Source organism: Rhodoferax sp. XS2R6, assembly GCF_056521365.1.
On the sequence record NZ_JBWMAY010000002.1, the window covers coordinates 413,109 to 430,626 of the forward strand.

Below are 17,518 nucleotides of genomic sequence, written 5' to 3' on the forward strand. Positions count from 1 at the left end.
GGGCCAAAAAGGTGCCTGAATTGAAGAAATAGCGAAATGAGCACGTCTTTCAAGAGCATTCGGTATTTCATAGCAGTGGCCGAATCCGGCTCCATTTCGGCCGCCATCCAGGAGTTGGGCGTCTCCCAGTCGGTGGTTTCGGCGGCCATCGCCCAGATCGAGGCCGACCTGGGCACCCTGCTGTTCGAGCGGCGCGCGCGCGGCATGTCGCTCACCCACGCGGGCCACCAGTTTTTGCGCCACGCCCACCAGATCGAGGTGGCCATGCGCAACGCGCGCGACGCGCTGGCGTCACGCCCCCACACCGTCACCGGCAGTCTCAATATCGGGGTGACCAGCCTCATGGTGGGCTACTACCTGCCGTTTCTGCTGGACCGTTTTCGCCGCGTGTTTCCGCGCATCCAGGTGCAGATCACCGAAGACCGGCGCGATTACCTGGAGCATTTGCTGGTGAGTGGGGAGCTCGATGTCGCGCTGATCGTGGTGTCACAGCTGCAGAACTACCGCGCACTGGAGACCGAGACCATTCTGCGCTCCGGCTGGCGGGTCTGGTGCCCGGTGAACCACCGGTTGGTTAGCGAGGAAAGAATCCAGGCCGCGGAGCTGGCGCAGCAGTCACTGATCCTGCTGCAGGTGGACGAGCTGGGGGATGCCACCACGGCCCTGTGGAATGCCGGCGGTGCCGACCCCAATGTGCTGATCCGTACCTCGTCGGTGGAGGCGGTGCGCAGCCTAGTCGCCACCGGAGCGGGCTGTTCGGTCTTGCCCGACATGTTGTACCGGCCCTGGTCGCTGGAAGGGGATCGCATTGAGGCCCGGCCGTTGGTGCAGCCCTTGCCGCCGCTGGATGTGGGGCTGGCTTGGCGCAAGGGGGCGGTGTTGCCGGAGTCGCTGAGCAACTTCTTGACGGCGGTGCGGCCTACGCTGGATGGGCATTTGCCGGCTACGGGGGGGCATTTGCGGTAGTTTTTTGGCTGGGTTCGACCGCTTTTTTAACACCCACTCCCCCAGCCCCTCGCCCCGTCGGCGAGGGGAGCTTTAACAGCCATATTTATCTGTTGGGCGCCGGATACGTGGCTACTGGGGTGAGGTTGCCACTGTTACTTCGCTCCACGGCCTGCGCCAACGGTTGTGAGACTTCGGAGGGATTTGTCTGCCAACGCTGGCGGCTGCGCACGCCAGTGGTTCCGCGCCAGCACATCCGCGTTTTCCACAACCGTTAGTTCGGGCCTTGGCGTACCCACCCGTTGGCGACGGTCCTTGTGTAGCAACCTTGTCGGAGACAGCCCCCAAATCGGCTGTTCAAAAGGCTCCCCTCGCCGACGGGGCGAGGGGCTGGGGGAGTGGGTGTTCAAAAAAAATGGTGCAACCCTAAAAAAAACCAACAAGAGAGTCAGAGCAACCCCCGCCCCGCCAAATTACGCATCAGGTGTGAAATGCCAAAGGTCCAAGGCGGGCAGTGGTCCGTAGCCTGCATGCGGTTGCGCAGTGTGCCCAGCTTGGGGCTGGTGATGGTCACCAGATCACCCAATTTGTGAGTGAAGCCACTGCCCGGGGCATCACGGTCCTGCACGGGTGCAAACAGGGTGCCAAGGAACAACATGGCGCCGTCCGGGTACTGGTGGTGCGGCCCCATCAGTTGGCCCGCCAGTGCCAGGGGGTCGCGGCTGATGCGGGCCATAGACGAATAACCGTCCATCACAAAACCATCTTCCCCTTCCACCCGCAGGCTCAGCTCGGCCTGGCGCACGTCGTCGATGCTGAAGCTGGTATCAAACAGGCGGATGAAAGGACCAATGGCCGCCGAGGCGTTGTTGTCTTTGGCCTTGCCCAGCAGCAGGGCCGAGCGGCCTTCCACGTCGCGCAGGTTCACATCGTTGCCCAGCGTGGCGCCCACCACCAGGCCGTGCGAGTTGATGGTCAGCACCACTTCGGGTTCCGGGTTGTTCCAGTGGGATGCGGGGTGCAGACCTGCGTCGGCCCCGCAGCCCACGGCGGCCAGCACCGGAGCCTTGGTAAAAATTTCTGCGTCCGGGCCAATGCCCACTTCCAGGTACTGGCTCCAGGCGCCTTGGGCGATGAGCACTTGTTTGAGCGCCATGGCCTGCTCGGAGCCCGGTGTCAGCTTGGAGAGGTCGTCGCCAATCAGTGCCTGAATTTCGGTGCGGATCGCGACGGCAGCGGCCGGGTTGCCGCGTGCCTTTTCTTCAATCACGCGCTCCAGCATGGAGGTGGCAAAGGTCACGCCTGCCGCCTTGATGGCTTGCAGGTCACAAGGCGCCAATAGCCAAGGGCGGTCTTGCTTGTTCTGGTGGCCGTTGCTGTTGGCCAGTAAATCTTCTAGGCTGCAAACCACCTCTCCCTGGGCCGCCCGCAGGGCGCCGGCTGGGTGCTGGGTTTCGCAGAGATCGCGCACGGTGGGGTAGGTAGCACTGATGTCTACCACCATGCCGTCACGCAGCGCCACCACGCTGGGGCCTTGCACGTCGGGGCGCCAGATGCGGCCGACCAGGGCACCTTGGGTGCCGTCGAGGGGGAGGGTGTTGTCGGGAGTGAGTTGCATCGTTTTATCCAGTCACATAACCCATGGTCTGGGGCAGCCAAAGCACGATTTGGGGGAAGCAGGTGATTGCCAGCAGCAGGCACAAGAGCATGACGAGGAAGGGCCAGCCCTCTTTCATCATCTCGCCAATCGGAATGCCGGTGAGAGCCTTGGTGACAAACAGCAGCATGCCAAAGGGGGGGTGAATCAGGCCAATCATCATGTTGAGCACCACCAGCACGCCAAAGTGCACCAGGTCCACACCCAGCAGCTTGGCCGCGGGCAGCAGCATGGGTACAAACACCAGCAGCAGCACGGATACATCCAGAAAGCACCCGAGCACCAGGAACATAACGTTGACCAACAGCAAGAACTGGATCTTGGTGAGGTCCATGCTGTCCACCCACATCGCCATACTTTGTGGCACACCCTCGGCGGTGAAGGCGTAATTCAGCATGAAGGAGCCGGCCAGGATGATGGTGATGACCGCACTGCCCCGCGTGGACTCCAGCACCACACCCCAGAAGCTGCGCCAGGTGAGTGCGCGGAACACCACCGTGGACAAGATCAGCGCGTGCAGTGCGGCCACGGCCGCGGCTTCTGTGGGGGTAAAAGCGCCTGAGTAAATGCCACCCAGCAAGACGATGGGCATGGACAAAGGCAAGGCGCCACGGAAGATCAGGCCGGCCCATTCGGAGCGGGGCACCGGTTCGTCACGCGGCATATTGCGTTTGACCGCAATGATGTGGACCACAAACATCATCAGCCCGGCCATCAGAAAACCCGGCACCACGCCGCCCAGGAACAGTGCGCCCACGGAGGCGCCCGACACCAGCGCATAAATCACCATGGGAATGCTGGGCGGAATGATGGGCCCCAGCGTGGCGCTGGCTACCACTACGGCGCCGGCAAAGCCGCGCGTGTATTCGGGCTTTTTCAGCATCTGGCGAATGGTTACCAGACCGGGGCCCGCTGCATCGGCAATGGCACTGCCGCTCATGCCTGAAAAAATCACGCTCACCAGAATGTCCACCTGCGCCAGGCCACCGCGCATGCGGCCCACCAGGATGCGGCAGAAGTCAAAAATACGTTCACTCACAGTGCCCGCATTCATGATGTTGGCGGCGAACACAAACAGTGGCACGGCCAGCAACACATAACTGTTGTAGAGGCCGTTGCCTACCTGTTCGGCCACCAGGCCTACATCCTGGCCTTTGACCAGCAGGTAGGCCACGCCCGACACCAGCATGGAAAAACCGATAGGCATGCGCAGCAGCAGGCCTGCCACCATCACGCCAACAAGAATCCAGATTCCAGAGGTCATAGTCGCAATTCCGCTTCCAGGCCGATGCCACGCACGGCGTTCCAGATGGCCCAGGCGCTGCGGATGACCAGGGCAATCAGCAGCAGCACAAACGGCAAGAAAATCCACATAAAAGGCAAGCCCAGCACCGGGGAGCCTTCGCGGGCCATGAAGTGCACATAGTCCCAGCTGGCGGGTATGGCCACCAAGGCCAAGCCACCCACCATCAGGTTGCCCACAATGCGCATGGCTTGGCGGGTGCGGGTGTTCACGCTGTTCCACACCAGGTCAAACACCACGTGTTCGCGCTCTGGCACCACGGCAGCTGCGGCCCACAGAATCACCCACACATACAAAATGACGGCCGCCTCATCGGTCCACGGCAAGGGCTTGTTGAAGCCAAAACGCGCCGCAATCTGGATGATGAACACGACAAACAGGGTCAGGAAAAGGCCGCCGCCCAGAAGGTTGGCGGCCTGTTGCAATCGACGCAACATGGGGAATGCGTCGCTTATTTGGTCGCGTTGATGCGATCCAGCAGACCCTTGGGCCAGACCTTGGCGTAGTCAGACGTCTGGTAAGTGGTCTGCACCGATTTGCGGAAGGCGTCTACATCGGGGGTGATGACCTGCAGGCCTTCCTTCTTGAAGAACTCCACCAACTGGCCTTCTTCCTTGATGCGGTTTTCGTTGTTGTAGGCCGCGGCGGCCTGGGCGGCGGCGGTCACCTTTTGTTTTTGTGCGGTGGTCAGTGCGTTGAAGCTCTTGTTGGAGATGGCGATGAAGATGCCGTCCACCAAGTGGCTGGTCAGCACCAACTGCTTGGTCACTTCGTAAAACTTGGCAGCGCGTACCGAGGGCAGCGGGTTGTCCTGCCCATCGATGGTGCCGGTCTTCAGGCCCATGTAGACCTCGCCAAAGGCCAGCGGGGTGGCGGTGGCGCCCAAGGCTTCGCCCAGGAACAACCATTCCTTGGAGCCGGGCATGCGCAGCTTCACGCCTTTGAGGTCGGCCGGCGTTTTGACGGGTTTGGCTTCACGCATATTGACCTGGCGGGTGCCCAGGTACACGGTGGCCAATGGGGTCACTTCCATTTTCTCGGACACCAGCTTGAACAGCTCGGCACCGATGGGGCCGTTGAAGATTTTTTGCTGCTGCTCAGGGTCGCGCACCACGTAACCCGCGGTGAAGATGGAGAACTCGGGCACCAGCTTGGCAATGTCAAATGCCGAGATGCTGGACAGCTCCAGGTTGCCACGCGCCATGGCGGCGGGTTCGGTGCCTTGTTTGAAGAGTGTGGCGTTCAGGTTGATCTGCACGTCAAATTCGCCGGGAGCCGTCTTTTCGAGTTGTTCTTTGAACACGGTCCACATCTTGGCGTGCCAGTCATCGGGCACGGCGGGTGTGGAGATGCGCAGCACGGTTTTGGTCTGTGCCATGGCGGGCAGGGCGCTAGCGCCCAGGGCAGCAGCAGCACCCAGCAGGGTGCGACGGTTCAGGTGGGATGTGGTCATGGTTGTGTCTCCTTTAGTTATGTCAATCTCAAATCACAGGTGGCTCAAAGCGCTACCGATGGCACGATAACCGCTGCGCACGGTTTCCAGCTCGATGGTATCCAAGGGGCTCAGCGGTGCGCGCATGGTTAGCCAGGCGTTGTCACCGGTCTGTTCGGCCAGCATCGCCTTGTACACGCCTACAAAGGGCATGCCGGGCTTGATGGAGAGCAGCTTGAGCAGGTCCAGAATCAGCTGGGCATCGGCTAGCGCCACTTTGTCGGGGGCGCTCATCACACGTTTCATGAGGCGCGGCGCAATATTGGCCAAACCGTTGATGGAGCCGGAACCGCCTTCACACATCACGGGGGCCACATCAGGCTCAGCGCCCACCAGAATGGCCAGTTGTGGGAAAGCGCGTGCCAGCGCCAGGGAGTGCGCGCGGTCGCCGCTGCTGTCTTTCACCCCCACCACCTGGCCGGGGTGGCGGTGCACCAGCTCGGCAATGGCGGCGTGTGAAAAACCAAAGGTGCTCATGGCCGGAAAATGGTAGAGCAGCAGCTTCAGGCCATCGTCCCCAATGCCGCGCACCACTTGCGACACGGCTTCGATGATGCCCGCGTCGCGCGGCTGGTTGAAGAAGAAGGGTGGCATCAGCATCTGGCGGTGCACACCCAGGCGGCTGGCGTGCTGGCCCAGCTCAATCGCTTCGCCCAGCGCCAAGGCGGTGGTGGTAACGATGATCTGGTCGGCCCGGATGCCGGCGCCCAGCATGGCTTCCAGCAGGCCCTTGCGTTCGGTCAAGGTGAAGGCCGGGCCCTCGCCGGTGGTGCCAAACAGCGTGACACCGTCGCAGCCAGCGGCCAGCATGCGCTTGGCATGGGCGATGGCACGCGGGGTGTCGAGGGCGCCATCCGCGCTAACGGGCAACAACAGGGCAGGCCAGAGGCCGTGGATATCGGGGTTCAAACGCTTCTCCTTGGGGTGTGGGGGGTGGTCCATTCGCTGCGCACCTGTTCCAGGGGCGCGTTCATCACGCGGCTGCGCGCGCTGCTGATGTGGTCTTCCAGCAGCTCCACGGCCAGCGTGGCATTGCGCTGGCGCAGGGCTTCAATAAAGCGCAGGTGCTCCTGCATGGCCGGTATCAGGCGGCTGGGCGTGATCACGCTGTGCTCCAGCTTGATCAGGCGCACACGCAGGCTGTTCACGCGGTACTGCTCGGAAATGATGTCGTTGCCCAGTGCGTCGACCATGCGGTCGTGCAGGCCCCAGTCCACGGCCTGGGCGTCGTCCAGCAAGGCGGTGTCGTTCAGGGCATCCGGGGCTTCGGCGCGGTGCAGGATGTCGCGGTGGCTGGCTTCAATAGCGGCCAGCTCGGCCTCGCTGGCGCTGCGCACAAAGTTCAGCACCGCTTCGCGCTCAATCATGGAGCGCACCTGGAAGGCGTTGCGGATTAGCTTGAGGTCCACATGGGCCACCTGCAGCCCCCGCTGGGGTACGGTCTTCACCAGGCCAGCCGCTTCCAGGCGCGGAATCATCTCGCGTACGGCGCCTAGTGGCATGTCCAGCAGGGCCATCAGCTCGCGCTGCGAGATGAATTGCCCGGCGCGGATGCCGCCCGTGAAAATTTGCTGGGTGAAGCCTTGGTAGGCGCGCGCACGCTGGCTGGTGGTGTCGTCGGGGGCGGTGGTTGCAGCCTGTGTCATGACTGACATGTTAGTTAAATTTCAATGCCAACATCATGGTGTTTACCCTTGTGCGGGGCCTTGTGGGGTGCGGGCGGGCTGTCGGCCCGGGGCGGCGATAATAGAGGGCTCTATTGACCCCACGCGCGAAGAAAACAAGACATGACCCAGCCTGTAATGAGTGTTTCCGACATTCGCAAAACCTTCCTCGACTTCTTTGCCTCCAAGGGCCACACCGTGGTGGCGTCCAGCCCGCTGGTTCCCGGCAACGACCCCACGCTGATGTTCACCAACTCGGGCATGGTGCAGTTCAAGGACGTGTTTTTGGGCACCGACAAGCGCTCTTACGTGCGCGCCGCATCCGTACAGGCCTGCCTGCGCGCTGGCGGCAAACACAACGACCTGGAAAACGTGGGCTACACCGCGCGCCACCACACCTTCTTCGAGATGCTGGGCAACTGGAGCTTCGGCGACTACTTCAAGAAGGAGAGTCTGAACTGGGCTTGGGAGTTGTTGACCACCGTTTACAAGCTCCCCGCCGAGAAGCTGTACGCCACGGTCTACCAGGAAGACGACGAGGCCCATGCCATCTGGGAAGATATCTTCGTCAAGTCCGGCTGGACGCCCGAGCGCGTGAAGCAAGAGGGACGCATCATCCGCATTGGCGACAACAAGGGTGGCCGCTACAAGAGTGACAACTTCTGGATGATGGCCGACACCGGCCCCTGTGGCCCCTGCTCGGAAATCTTTTACGACCACGGCGCCCACATCCCCGGCGGCCCCCCAGGCAGCCCCGATGAAGATGGCGACCGTTTCATCGAAATCTGGAACAACGTGTTCATGCAGTTCAACATGGACGAGACCGGCGCCGTGACGCCGCTGCCTGCCCCCTGTGTGGACACCGGCATGGGCCTGGAGCGCCTGGCTGCCATCCTGCAACACGTGCACAGCAACTACGAGATTGACCTGTTCGACGCGCTGATCAAGGCCGCCGCCCGCGAAACCGGTTGCACCGACTTGAACAACAAGAGCTTGCGTGTGATTGCCGACCACATCCGCGCGACTGCCTTTTTGGTGAGCGACGGCGTGATCCCCAGCAACGAAGGCCGCGGCTATGTGCAACGCCGCATCGTGCGCCGCGCCATCCGCCATGGTTACAAGCTGGGCCAGAAGACGCCGTTTTTCCACAAGCTGGTGAAAGACCTGGTGCAGGTGATGGGCGCCGCCTACCCCAACATGGCCTCGCAAGAAGCCCGCATCACCGAAGTGCTGCGTGTGGAAGAAGAACGTTTCTTTGAAACCCTGGCCACCGGCATGCAGATCCTGGACGAGGCTCTGGCAGGCGGCGTGAAAGTCCTGCCCGGTGAAGTGGCGTTCAAGCTGCACGACACCTATGGCTTCCCGCTGGACCTGTCGGCCGACGTGTGCCGTGAAAACGGTGTGGACGTGGACGAGGCGGGCTTCAAGGCTGCCATGGAGCAGCAAAAGGCCAAAGGCCGCGCGGCGGGCAAGTTCAAGATGGACAAGGCGCTGGAGTACACCGGCGCGGGCAACACCTTTGTGGGCTACGAGCACCTCACACAAGCTAGCAAAATCGTAGCGCTCTACGCAGACGGTACGCCGGTTGCCGAGCTGAAAGCCGGTCAAGAAGGCGTGCTGGTGCTGGACACCACGCCCTTCTACTCCGAGAGCGGTGGCCAGGTGGGCGACGAAGGCGCGGTGTTCTCGGATGTCGGCCTGTTTGAAGTGGGCGACACGCAAAAGATCAAGGCCGATGTGTTTGGCCACCACGGCACGCTGAAGACTGGCAGCTTGAAGGTGGGTGACGCGGTGACGGCCCATGTGGATGCCGCCCAGCGCGCCGCCACCCAGCGCAACCACTCAGTCACCCACTTGCTGCACAAAGCCCTGCGCGAGGTGCTGGGCGAGCATGTGCAGCAAAAGGGCAGCTTGGTGAATGCCGAGCGCACCCGTTTTGACTTTGCGCACAACGCGCCCGTCACCGACGAACAGGTGCAGCAGATCGAGGCCATCGTGAACGCGGAAATCCTGAGCAACGCGGCCACCCAGGCGCGCCTGATGGACATCGAGGCCGCCAAACAAACCGGCGCCATGATGCTGTTCGGTGAGAAGTATGGCGAGGTCGTGCGCGTGCTCGACATCGGCAGCACCACCGAACTGTGCGGCGGCACCCACGTGCAGCGCACGGGTGATATCGGTTTGTTCAAGGTGGTGGCAGAAGGCGGCGTGGCTGCCGGTGTGCGCCGTATCGAAGGCGTGACCGGGCAGGGCGCCTTGGCCTACCTGCAAGACCTGGAAACCACGGTGAACGCTGCGGCCTCCACCTTGAAGGCCCCGGTGGCTGAGCTGGGCAACCGCCTGGGCCAGGTGCTGGACCAAGTCAAGGCGCTGGAAAAAGAAGTGGCGGCCCTGAAGGGCAAGCTGGCGTCTGCCCAGGGCGACGAGCTGGTGGGCAGTGCTGTAGAGGTGAACGGTGTAAAGGTGCTGGCTGCCAAGCTGGACGGCGCCGACGCCAAAACCCTGCGCGACACCATGGACAAGCTCAAGGACAAGCTCAAGACCGCCGTCATCGTGCTGGGCGCGGTGGATGGCGACAAGGTGCAGATCGCCGCTGGCGTGACCAACGACACCACGGGCAAGGTCAAGGCCGGCGAGCTGGCCAACTTTGTCGCCGCGCAAGTGGGCGGCAAGGGCGGCGGTAAGGCCGACATGGCCATGGCCGGTGGTACCGAGCCCGTCAAGCTGGCCGGCGCGCTGGCCAGCGTGCAGGCCTGGGTGACTGCCAAGCTGTAAGTGGTTGTGGATTTGCTATTAAATAGGGAGCTTCTTGCGCATATCCCATGCGGGCTAGAGCCCTATTTGATGCATAAACGCCCATGAAGCGCCGCCACCTGCTGGGCGCCTTGGGTGTGGCAGGGGTGGCGCCTTGGGCAGTGCGTGCCGCAGCCAGCCCGGGTTTTGATGTGTTGGCGTGGAACCGCCAACAAACCCAGCCACCGGTGGACTGGGTGGACCTGGAAGGCAAACGCTGGACCCTGCCTGGGCTCAAAGGCCGTGCTGTTTTGCTGAACTTCTGGGCCAGTTGGTGCGAACCCTGCCGCTCCGAAATGCCAGCGCTGCAAACCCTGGCCGAACGCGAGCGCGAACGCCTGGTGGTGCTCACCATCAACCTCAAAGAATCTTCCGAGGCCATCGCCCGTTTTGTGCAAAACACGGGTCTGGTTTTGCCTGTGGTGCGCGATGTACAAGGTGACATTGCCAAAGCCTGGGGTATCCGCATTTACCCCTCCACGGTGTTGATTGATTCCGACGGCCGGACACGTAGTGTGGTGCGTGGCGCGCTGGACTGGGCTGGGCCCGAGGGGGAGCGCCTTTGGCAGCCCCTGCTGCAGCCTCAGCGCGCGCGCAAGCGCTGAACCAAGGCCAGTACCTCGGGGGCCTGCACGGCGCGCGCATCGGGCGCGCTGCTGGACTGGATGAGTCGGCGCAGGGTCTCCAGGTGTGGCATCACGGTGCCAAAAAACCGGGGCTGCTCGCCTTGCGCAATCAAGATGGTCGGGAAGTTCTCCACCTCGACCGGGTCCACCAGATCGGCCTCGTCTTCAATGTCCACCCACACAAAGCGCGCACCCGGAAAATCGGCCTGCAGCTGGGCAAACAGCGGCTGGTACTCGGTGCAGGTGCCACACCATTGGGCACACAGGCAGGCCACCAGCAGGGCGATGGAGGTGGTTTCGGGCGGGGTGGAGGCGTGGGGCATGGCGGTCGCGCTAATGACTCAAATCAATATCGATATAACAAGTCGTGGGGGTATGGAGTTTTACAATATAGGGTTTCGCCCTAGCCGAAAGTGGCTGCGGGCATTTCCCACTGACTGACCCTCACCCAAGGCCCCCATGAGTGCATTTCTGGAAGAAACAGTTTTAAGCGTACACCACTGGACAGACCGTTTGTTCAGCTTCACCACCACTCGGGATCCGGCTCTGCGTTTTTCCAACGGTCACTTCACCATGATTGGCCTGCGCCAAGACAATGGCAAGCCGCTCTTGCGCGCCTATTCCATTGCCAGTGCCAACTACGAAGAGCATCTGGAGTTTTTGAGCATCAAGGTGCAAGATGGCCCGCTCACCTCCAAGCTGCAGCACATCAAGGTGGGCGACAAGATTGTGGTGGGCCGCAAGCCCACCGGCACTTTGTTGATTGACTACCTCTTGCCCGGCAAAAACCTGTACCTGCTGGGCAGCGGTACCGGCCTGGCCCCCTTCCTGAGCGTGGCACGCGACCCCGAGACCTACGAGAAATACGAGAAGGTTGTCGTGGTGCACGGCGTGCGCGAAGTGAAAGAGCTGGCTTACCACGACCTGTTCAAAACGGAGCTGCCCCAGCACGAATTCCTGGGCGAAACGGTCAGCCAGCAAATGCTGTATTACCCCACGGTGACCCGTGAAGCCTTTGAAAACCAGGGCCGTATCACCACACTGATCGAGAGCGGCAAGTTGTCTGCCGACCTGGGCCTGCCCCCGCTGGACCCAGCCGTGGACCGCATCATGATCTGCGGCAGCCCTGGCCTGAACAAAGACATGCGCGAGATTCTGGATGCCAAAGGCTTCAAGGAAGGCAACACCACCACGCCAGGCGACTACGTGGTGGAACGCGCCTTCGTGGAGCAATAAACACAGTGGCCCCAGCGGCCTGCGATTTACAGGAAAGGCCTGCTTGCAGGCCTTTTTTTTATGCCTGCCGGGTGTGGCTGGCGCGGTGCCGTTGGACCTCGGACGATCGCAACGCCAGGTGTTTGGTGGTCCGGCCGGCCATGCGTTTGCGCCACATGCGAAACGAGCTGGGTTTCATGTGCCTGCGCATCACATCCACCACGGCGGATTCATTCAAGCCGAATTGGTTCTCAATGGCTTCAAACGCCGTGCGGTCTTCCCACGCCATTTCCACAATGCGCGAAATGTCAGATTCTGTCAGGGCAACTTGGGCCCGCGTCATGCGACTAGGCTCCCAGCCAGTAGGCTCAACGCCGCGGTTAGTGTCAGGTGCAGACGCATGGGTAGCCAGTCGGTTAGGCCATAAGCCGGGTAGCTGCGCCGGTCCACGGCTAGGCAGATACCTAGCAATAAGGCCAGCGTGACCAGGCCTTGTGCCAGTGGTAGCAGCAGCGCCACCCACGCCACCAGGCTGGGGAACACGCCCCATACAAACGGGCCGGGTTGCGGCGTGAGTGGCCCGCGCATGGCCAAGCCCCAGTGGATGGCTCCCATAAAGCTGGCAATCGTTGCGCCATAGGCTAGCAAGGCCAGGGCAGCCTGGCTGCGGTAGGCGGCTGGCGCCCACCAGGCGGCCACAGCCAGCGCAATAAACGGCAGCGCACCGGCATAGCCCAGCCGGGCGGCCCAGCGCGGCAAGGGCAGGGATGTGGGGGCTGCGATCATGGGGCTTCGCCTTGTTGCAAGGCACTGGTTCCGCAGCAGCGCTCGTCGTCGTTGTCCATGGTTGCGTCCTGAAAAGCCATACATACAAAGCTTGCTTGCCACTGTGGCAGCATGCGGTGCCCGTATTTTGTGGGAAACCGCCCCCCGTGTGTCCCTGGGGGCCATTGTTGTGTGTCTGAAAGCGAGTTGAGAATGTCCGCCCTGAATGTTTTAGGCACTGCCTTGCAAGCCTGCTCGTTTGACCCGCTCACCGGGTTCTACCGCGACGGCTGTTGCAACACCGATGCCCACGACCACGGCACCCACGTGGTGTGTGCCAAAGTTACGGCTGATTTTCTGGCGTATTCACTGCAACGGGGCAATGACCTGAGCACCCCGCGGCCCGAATACCGTTTTGTGGGGCTGCGCCCCGGCGACCGCTGGTGTCTGTGCGTCAACCGCTGGCTGGAAGCCCTGCAGGCAGGCGTGGCCCCACCCGTGCATCTGGAGGCCACCCACGCCAAGGCCCTGGAGTCTGTGAGCCTGGAGCAACTTAAGGCCCATGCGTTGTAAACGCGTGCGTTGCCGCACCGATGGAGCCTTGTGCACATGCATACTGAGCCTATGAAACAACATTTTCTCCTGTGGGCGCTTGCCACCACCTTGGCCAGCAGCGCCGCTGTAGCCCAAACCGACAAGTCGCCCTTGCAGCCGATAGCCTCTCTGGATGTGGCGCGCTACATGGGCACCTGGTACGAGATTGCCAAGTACCCCAACAGCTTTCAGAAAAAATGCGCCCGCAACACACGCGCCGATTACCAGGCCAAGCCGGACGGCACCGTGCAAGTGCTCAACCGCTGTGTGATGGCCGATGGACAAACCACCGAAGCGCTGGGCGCCGCCCGCCAGGTAGGGCCTGCTGACTCCCCCAAACTGCAAGTGCGCTTTGCGCCCGCGTGGTTGTCGTTCTTGCCCATGGTGTGGGGCAACTACTGGGTCATTGACCTGGACCCACAGTACCAATTGGTGGCGGTGAGCGAGCCCGAGCGCGAATACCTGTGGGTGCTTTCGCGCACCCCCAAGGTGGAGCCCGCCGCTTACCAAGCCTTGCTGGCCCGCCTGGCCCAGCGTGGTTTTAACATGACCCGTTTGGAACTGAGCCCGCAGGAGTGAGCATGATTGAAGGATTGATTGCCGGCCACCTGGTCGGCCTGGCCGAAACCCGCCAAGGCAAAAACGACAGCACGTTTGCGCTGGCCAAAGTCAAAGCCACTGCAGGCGATGGCGAGAGCCTGATCGTGAACGTGATCGCCTTTGCAGCAGAGGCCAGTGCTGCACTGATGGCGCTGGACGATGGCGATGCGGTGGCACTGGCCGGCGCCTTGACGCCCAAGGTGTGGACCGACAAACAAGGCAACACCCGGCCCGCACTGGATATGGTGGCGACGCAGGTGCTGACGGCTTACCACGCAGCGCGCAAGCAGCAAGCGCTGGGTGGGGTAGGCGACACTCCTCTCAGTCCTTAAGCTCGACCCCCAGCGCCAGTAGTTTCTTGGCATAGGCATCCCGGCGTTTGGCGGCTTTGGCCGCCGTCTCCACAGCCGCCTGAATCGCCTTCGGCCCCTTGTTGGCCACGACTTTGATCAAGCCGAACTTGTGTGCAGCTTCTGCTTCCGCTCTGCGGTAGGTGGCGATGAGTTCGGTGGGGGCGGGGGATGGGTTCACAAGTACCTTATGGGCTAAAGCGGTATTTTCTCCGGTCGCCTTCAGTTTGAAACTGATTCGGAGACAAATGGAACTTTGAGCTGCACCACGCTGCCTCGCTCGGTGCTGTTGATCGTCAGTTGTGCGCCCAACACACGTGCCCGCTTGTTCAGGCTATGAAGCCCCTTGCCCGTGGCGCCCTCTGTTGCAGCAGTGACATCAAAGCCCTGGCCATCGTCTTCAATGCGCATGAACAACTCGGTTGCGGTATTGCTGGCCTCCACGGTGATGGTCTTTGCGTTGGCGTGTTTGAGTGCGTTGGTCAGGCTCTCTTGCACAATGCGCAGCACCGGAAGCTGGTCTTGCGGGCGCAGTGGCAGGTGGTTACTCAAGGCCTGTGTTTCCCAATGCAGTGTGATACCAGCGGCTTTGAGTCGTGGCTGCATGCGAAACCGCAGATTGCCCAAGGCCAACAGCAATGAGTCTTCTGTGTCATGGGATGCATCAATGGCCAAGCGCAGGTCGTCGATGCAGCTACGCAGGAGTTCGTAGGTTTGCTGGCTGTTGAGCTCTCCGGCCCGAGCCATGACCAAGGAGCTTACAAGCTGGGAGCCCAGGCCATCGTGCATGTCCTGCATGATGCGACTGCGCTCCAGCGCGGCAGCCTCGGCCTCCTGTGCGGAACGCTCCAGTGCGTGCAGACGCGACAGCTCTTCCTTCTGCGCAGCAAGCTCCTGGGCCATCTCGACGGTGTGTTGGCGCTGAACACGCAGCGAGTGCGTAAAGTCGTTCACCAGGAAAAAACACACGGCCAAGAACCACAAGGCCGCCATCATGGGCAGGATCGGGGTTGTGCCTGCGATCATCGGTCCGCCGAGCACGCGTGAGATATCCAGGAAGGCAGCCCCCCCCACCGCCAAGTACGTCATCGAAAAAACAGCGTGCTGCCAATGCCGATGGCGCTCGACCAATTGCCACAGGTGCCATGCCGGATAGAGGTTCGCAACACTGAGCCCTACGTACCATGTCATCACATAGGGGATCGGTAATGCTGTTCCGCTCCATGCAAAAACGCTGCAATAAATCGCCAGAAATGCGCCACTCCACGCTCCGGTGAAGCGGATGTAAGCCTTGTTGCTTACACCGCACTCATTGAGCATGTAGACGCTGCTTCCCAGTGCAAATGCTTGAATGCCGCTAAATAGAACGACATTCCAGGCCATTTGCCATTCGTATGACAGCGTTGGCATAAAGAATGTCAGGCTGACTACTGCGTACCCTGCAACGGTAACGAAGGTCCAGCCGTATTGGGTGTCTTTGCGGTTATTGAGGAAAAGGCCCAACTGCAACAAGGCAATGACAGTCGCAAATGCGCAGGTAATCTGCGCTAGCGTTTGCTGCAAGAAGAGTGTTGCATCGGGGAAATTATTCCAACTGTCAATCACTCCGCTTTCTCCACACCGATGGTTCTACGAGGCACGTTGCGTCGCTCCAATGGAAGTGTCAAGACGATGCAACTGCCTTGCCCGGTGCTGTTGATCGTCAGTTGTGCGCCCAACACACGTGCCCGCTTGTTCAGGCTATGGAGCCCCTTGCCCGTGGCGCCCTCGGTTGCAGCAGTGACATCAAAGCCCTGGCCATCGTCTTCAATGCGCATGAACAGCTCGGTTGCGGTATTGCTGGCCTCCACGGTGATGGTCTTTGCGTTGGCGTGTTTGAGTGCGTTGGTCAGGCTCTCTTGCACAATGCGCAGCACCGGAAGCTGGTCTTGCGGGCGCAGTGGCAGGTGGTTACTCAAGGCCTGTGTTTCCCAATGCAGCGTGATACCAGCGGCTTTGAGTCGTGGCTGCATGCGAAACCGCAGATTGCCCAAGGCCAACAGCAATGAGTCTTCTGTGTCATGGGATGCATCAATGGCCAAGCGCAGGTCGTCGATGCAGCTACGCAGGAGTTCGTAGGTTTGCTGGCTGTTGAGCTCTCCGGCCCGAGCCATGACCAAGGAGCTTACAAGCTGGGAGCCCAGGCCATCGTGCATGTCCTGCATGATGCGACTGCGCTCCAGTGCGGCAGCCTCGGCCTCCTGTGCGGAACGCTCCAGTGCGTGCAGACGCGACAGCTCTTCCTTCTGCGCAGCAAGCTCCTGGGCCATGGTTGTGGATTGAGCCCGTTGTGCTGCCAACGATTTGGAAAAATCGACAATGAGAAAAAAACAGCACGACAAGAACCAGATCAGGGCAAAAATCTGCAGCAAATATCCACTTTGCGCAGCACTGCGGCCTTCGTTCAGGGTCGTCATATCCATGACACTGATCCAAATTCCGGATACTGCAACCATGAGCAAGATCGCCTTGCTCCATTGAAACTGCCGTAACAAGCTTCGGATTAATGCAAAAAAAGGCAATGGCGCAAACACAGCAGAGAGCAGAAGAATTACGCGCGAGAAAAACGGTGAAAACGTGTTACCTGTCCAGTAGAAATAGACTAGAAATCCGACGGAATGCAACACGGAAAGTCGCAGCGTCCAACGTCGGTATCTGGGAGCATCGAGTCCGCTGACCTCCAAAAGAAAGTAGTAGGTACCCAACGTCAATGCGCTACCTGCCGCATACAAAGAAAGCCGCCAATAAGGAAACACAGACGCGGGGATGGCGTTCATGAAAAACATGAGATCCACCACACAAAACCCCCATCCACTCAAGGCAATCCATAGGTAGGCCTTGAGCTCGCGGCTGAGCATATAAATGCCGAACATGATGAATGCCAGGGCGGAGGCCACCACAAAGGTGATCTTGGGCAGAATGCGGTAGGCAACGTTGCGTGGCGCGAAGATCGCATTGACGCTTTGCGCCTCACCGATCGCCATGCGCGGCATCAGCAACATGTTTTCATGGATGGCCCATTCACGCTCAATCACGTTGGTCCCGGCACGTAGCAACCCCGATGGCACGTCGAAACGCAAAGGGAGTAGTTGGCGTACCGTGGTATCTGCGTCCGTCACGGGCAAGTCGGCAACTACCGCGCCGTTGACTTTTAGTTTCCCGCCATCATGCAGGTCCTCAACATACAGCAGCCAAGGGGAATCGCCTGGCGATTTTGTCAACTCAAACTCGGAAACCGCTCGAAGTTTGACCAATTCCCGCCGGTCCCGGTCGATGCGAACCGGTAGCGACAAGACGGAATACTGCTGCGGCTTCCCAGTCTCGTAAACAATGGCCGACTCGATGGCAATCAGCGTCCCCTCATCGTCCTCCAGTGGCTGAAATTCACCAAATCGTGTTCCAACCAGCACTAGCAGCACCAACGCAAAGGCTGCCAACAGCCTGCCATAAGTCAACGGGGAATGCACGGTCAGCT

General features: G+C 60.9%; 19 protein-coding genes. 7 read left to right on the forward strand and 12 right to left on the reverse strand.

Going from position 1 to position 17,518, the window contains the following annotated elements:
• Positions 1 to 36: 36 nt before the first annotated feature.
• Positions 37 to 966, forward strand: coding sequence for a LysR family transcriptional regulator (locus tag AC097A_RS08440; RefSeq protein ID WP_315847730.1), 930 nt, complete (start codon positions 37 to 39; stop codon positions 964 to 966).
• A gap of 427 nt (positions 967 to 1,393) precedes the next feature.
• Here the strand turns inward: AC097A_RS08440 and AC097A_RS08445 are convergent, their stop codons facing one another.
• Genes AC097A_RS08445 through AC097A_RS08470 form a run of 6 tightly spaced genes read right to left on the reverse strand, consistent with a single transcriptional unit; the run spans position 1,394 to position 7,043 of the window.
• Positions 1,394 to 2,563 carry a fumarylacetoacetate hydrolase family protein gene (locus tag AC097A_RS08445; protein ID WP_479620494.1) on the reverse strand — a complete coding sequence of 390 codons (1,170 nt, stop codon included), beginning with the start codon at positions 2,561 to 2,563 and terminating at the stop codon, positions 1,394 to 1,396.
• Between the two features lie 4 nt (positions 2,564 to 2,567).
• Entirely contained in the window at positions 2,568 to 3,866 is a 1,299-nt protein-coding gene (locus AC097A_RS08450; protein ID WP_315480100.1) for a TRAP transporter large permease subunit, read from the reverse strand.
• Positions 3,863 to 4,342 (reverse strand): TRAP transporter small permease subunit, encoded by a 480-nt coding sequence (locus AC097A_RS08455; protein WP_315480101.1) that lies wholly within the window; start codon positions 4,340 to 4,342, stop codon positions 3,863 to 3,865. The genes AC097A_RS08450 and AC097A_RS08455 overlap by 4 nt, the downstream gene beginning before the upstream one ends.
• A gap of 14 nt (positions 4,343 to 4,356) precedes the next feature.
• Positions 4,357 to 5,358 carry a sialic acid TRAP transporter substrate-binding protein SiaP gene (locus tag AC097A_RS08460; protein ID WP_105260496.1) on the reverse strand — a complete coding sequence of 334 codons (1,002 nt, stop codon included), beginning with the start codon at positions 5,356 to 5,358 and terminating at the stop codon, positions 4,357 to 4,359.
• 33 nt (positions 5,359 to 5,391) lie between these two features.
• Entirely contained in the window at positions 5,392 to 6,339 is a 948-nt protein-coding gene (locus tag AC097A_RS08465; protein ID WP_479620495.1) for a dihydrodipicolinate synthase family protein, read from the reverse strand.
• Positions 6,303 to 7,043, reverse strand: coding sequence for a GntR family transcriptional regulator (locus tag AC097A_RS08470; protein ID WP_479620496.1), 741 nt, complete (start codon positions 7,041 to 7,043; stop codon positions 6,303 to 6,305). Before AC097A_RS08470 ends, AC097A_RS08465 begins: the two co-directional genes overlap by 37 nt.
• A gap of 141 nt (positions 7,044 to 7,184) precedes the next feature.
• Between AC097A_RS08470 and alaS the strand changes: the two genes are divergently transcribed.
• Positions 7,185 to 9,836, forward strand: coding sequence for an alanine--tRNA ligase (alaS, locus tag AC097A_RS08475; RefSeq protein ID WP_479620497.1), 2,652 nt, complete (start codon positions 7,185 to 7,187; stop codon positions 9,834 to 9,836).
• Positions 9,837 to 9,919: 83 nt separating this feature from the next.
• Positions 9,920 to 10,459: a TlpA family protein disulfide reductase gene (locus AC097A_RS08480; protein ID WP_479620498.1), complete on the forward strand. Its 540-nt coding sequence runs from the start codon at positions 9,920 to 9,922 to the stop codon at positions 10,457 to 10,459.
• Here the strand turns inward: AC097A_RS08480 and AC097A_RS08485 are convergent.
• Positions 10,438 to 10,803 carry a thioredoxin family protein gene (locus AC097A_RS08485; RefSeq protein ID WP_479620499.1) on the reverse strand — a complete coding sequence of 122 codons (366 nt, stop codon included), beginning with the start codon at positions 10,801 to 10,803 and terminating at the stop codon, positions 10,438 to 10,440. The genes AC097A_RS08480 and AC097A_RS08485 overlap by 22 nt on opposite strands.
• Positions 10,804 to 10,939: 136 nt before the next feature.
• On the opposite strand from AC097A_RS08485, the gene AC097A_RS08490 reads away from it, so the two are divergent.
• Entirely contained in the window at positions 10,940 to 11,716 is a 777-nt protein-coding gene (locus AC097A_RS08490; protein ID WP_105260501.1) for a ferredoxin--NADP reductase, read from the forward strand.
• Between the two features lie 58 nt (positions 11,717 to 11,774).
• Here the strand turns inward: AC097A_RS08490 and AC097A_RS08495 are convergent, their stop codons facing one another.
• Both AC097A_RS08495 and AC097A_RS08500 read right to left on the reverse strand, forming a co-directional pair.
• Positions 11,775 to 12,038, reverse strand: coding sequence for a TIGR03643 family protein (locus tag AC097A_RS08495; RefSeq protein ID WP_479620500.1), 264 nt, complete (start codon positions 12,036 to 12,038; stop codon positions 11,775 to 11,777).
• Positions 12,035 to 12,481 (reverse strand): DUF3429 domain-containing protein, encoded by a 447-nt coding sequence (locus tag AC097A_RS08500; RefSeq protein ID WP_479620501.1) that lies wholly within the window; start codon positions 12,479 to 12,481, stop codon positions 12,035 to 12,037. Before AC097A_RS08500 ends, AC097A_RS08495 begins: the two co-directional genes overlap by 4 nt.
• A gap of 192 nt (positions 12,482 to 12,673) precedes the next feature.
• Here AC097A_RS08500 and AC097A_RS08505 point away from each other — a divergent pair, with 192 nt between their 5' ends.
• From AC097A_RS08505 to AC097A_RS08515, 3 genes are read left to right on the forward strand one after another with little or no spacing between them, the layout of a single operon-like run.
• Positions 12,674 to 13,033 carry a DUF2237 family protein gene (locus AC097A_RS08505; protein WP_479620502.1) on the forward strand — a complete coding sequence of 120 codons (360 nt, stop codon included), beginning with the start codon at positions 12,674 to 12,676 and terminating at the stop codon, positions 13,031 to 13,033.
• Between the two features lie 51 nt (positions 13,034 to 13,084).
• Positions 13,085 to 13,633, forward strand: coding sequence for a lipocalin family protein (locus AC097A_RS08510; RefSeq protein WP_315480110.1), 549 nt, complete (start codon positions 13,085 to 13,087; stop codon positions 13,631 to 13,633).
• Between the two features lie 2 nt (positions 13,634 to 13,635).
• Entirely contained in the window at positions 13,636 to 13,986 is a 351-nt protein-coding gene (locus AC097A_RS08515; protein ID WP_479620503.1) for a single-stranded DNA-binding protein, read from the forward strand.
• Here the strand turns inward: AC097A_RS08515 and AC097A_RS08520 are convergent.
• The 3 genes from AC097A_RS08520 to AC097A_RS08530 are packed head-to-tail and all read right to left on the reverse strand — an operon-like array spanning position 13,976 to position 17,510.
• Entirely contained in the window at positions 13,976 to 14,185 is a 210-nt protein-coding gene (locus tag AC097A_RS08520) for a hypothetical protein (protein ID WP_315480111.1), read from the reverse strand. The genes AC097A_RS08515 and AC097A_RS08520 overlap by 11 nt on opposite strands.
• A 41-nt stretch (positions 14,186 to 14,226) precedes the next feature.
• Entirely contained in the window at positions 14,227 to 15,609 is a 1,383-nt protein-coding gene (locus AC097A_RS08525; protein ID WP_479620504.1) for a sensor histidine kinase, read from the reverse strand.
• Positions 15,606 to 17,510, reverse strand: coding sequence for a sensor histidine kinase (locus tag AC097A_RS08530; protein ID WP_479620505.1), 1,905 nt, complete (start codon positions 17,508 to 17,510; stop codon positions 15,606 to 15,608). The genes AC097A_RS08525 and AC097A_RS08530 overlap by 4 nt, the downstream gene beginning before the upstream one ends.
• Between the last annotated feature and the right edge of the window lie 8 nt (positions 17,511 to 17,518).